The organism is Streptomyces niveiscabiei (assembly GCF_001419795.1).
Lineage (GTDB): Bacteria > Actinomycetota > Actinomycetes > Streptomycetales > Streptomycetaceae > Streptomyces > Streptomyces niveiscabiei.
In genome coordinates this window covers 1-1843 of sequence record NZ_LIRL01001016.1, presented here as the reverse complement: position 1 = coordinate 1843, position 1843 = coordinate 1, and the positions used below count along the sequence as shown (strand labels likewise).

The window sequence follows — 1843 nt, the reverse complement described above, 5'->3', positions numbered from 1 at the left end:
CACTCGACGATCGCGCCGTAGGCGTAGTGGTTGAAGGAGTTCATGGAGACGGGGCCGAAGCCGTCGGTGCGGGAGTAGGAGTTCCAGCGCTCCCAGACGGTGGTGGCGCCGCCGCGCACCGAGAACAGCCAGGAGGGCAGGGCGTCCTGGTGGAGGAGGGCGTAGGCGAGGTCGGAGCGGCCTTCGTCGGAGAGGACGGGGGCGAGGACGTTGACGCCGAGGAAGCCTACGGAGAGGGTGTTCTCGGCGTAGCGGACGCGGGCGCTGTCGGGGTGGGCGGCCTTGTACGCGGCGTCGTTGCGGATGTTGTCCGCCAAGTGGCCGACGAGGGCGCGGCGTTGGGCCTCGGTCTCGTAGAAGCCGAGTTTCAGGACCCACAGCAGGGCGGTCTGGGTGTTGTCCTCGGTCTTCTGGTCGGGGTCGGCGCCGGGTTCGATGGGGGACGCGGGGCCGAGGCTGGATCTGACGGTGACCGAACTGCCCTCGCCCGCGAGGTACTTGGTGATGAACGCCTGCCGGATGCGGGCGAACAGGTCGGCGTAGGCGCGGCCTTCGGCGGGGCGGCCGATCGCGGGGGCCATCTGGGCCATGAGGCGGGCGACGTAGCCGTAGTAGACGTCGCTCATGAGCTGGGCGCTGGTCTTCTGGGGGGCGAGCCAGTCGCCGGTGAGGGAGCCTTGTCCGGCGTAGGTGTCGCCGGTCTGCCGGCGGATCCAGTCCAGGTAGGCCACCATGGCGGGCCAGTTGTCGCGGACGATGGTGTCGTCGCCGGTCATCTGCCAGACCGTCCAGGGCAGGACGACCCCGCAGTCGGCCCAGCCGCTGCCGCCGCCGGGGAAGTTGTAGCGTCCGCCGGGTGCGACGCCGGTGAACTGGCGTCCGCCCTCGCCGTAGAGGGCGGCGGAGTCGACGACGGTGTCCTGGAAGTGGGTGAGGAAGGCGCCCGCGTCGGCGTTGTAGAGCCCGGTGGTGGCGAAGACCTGGGTGTCGCCGGTCCAGCCGAGGCGTTCGTCGCGCTGGGGGCAGTCGGTGGGGACCCAGAGGTAGTTGCCGCGCTGTCCCCAGCGGACGTTGCTGATCAGCTGGTTGGTGTCGGCGTCGTCGGTGGTGACGGTGCCGGTCTCGCGGATCGCGGAGGTGGCGACCTTCCCGGTGAGCCCGGTGAGGGTGACCGTGTCGGAGGCGGTGACGGACACGTACCGGAAGCCGTAGAAGGTCAGCGAGTCCTGGTGGGCCTCCCCGCCGCGGTCGCCCTTGAGGACGTACGTGCTGGTGGCTTTCGCGCTGCGGAGGTTGGCACGGTAGACGGAGCCCTCGGGGCCGTCGGCGCCCGCGCTGTCGTCGTTGAGCATCTCCGCGAACCGGAACTCGACGCGGGCGCCCGCCGGTCCGCGCAGGCGGTAGCGGGCGACGCCGACCATGTTCTGGCCGAGGTCGTACACGGCCGTGTCGCCGGGGCCGATGCGGATGTGCGCGGTGGCGGCCTGGGCGGGGTGGGTGACCGTGCGGGCGGGGTCGACGACGATGCGGCCCCTGCCGTCGCCGCTCACCCCGGTGTACACGGTGACCGACTGGGGCCGGCGGTCCCAACGGGGCATCAGGCGCGCGGAGTCGGCGGGGTAGGCGAGCAACCGGACGCCGGGGTACCGGGTTTCGTAGGGGACCTGCTCGGCCTCGCCCCAACCGCTCGCGTGGTAGCCGGACGTGGTCCAGCCCGGGAGTTCCCGGCGGGCGTCGTAGGTCTCGCCGTCGTAGATGTCGTCGGCGCGCCAGGGGCCGGTGTCGGTGGCTTTCCAGGTCGGGTCGGTGACGACGGACCCGGTGGTGCCGTCGGTGTAGCGGA

The 1843-nt window shown here is 71.6% G+C and carries 1 protein-coding gene; it reads right to left on the bottom strand.

Annotated features, from left to right (window positions below; genetic code table 11):
• A partial coding sequence (locus AOK24_RS38965; protein WP_159052145.1) for a family 78 glycoside hydrolase catalytic domain occupies positions 1–1843 on the bottom strand: 1843 nt, incomplete at both ends.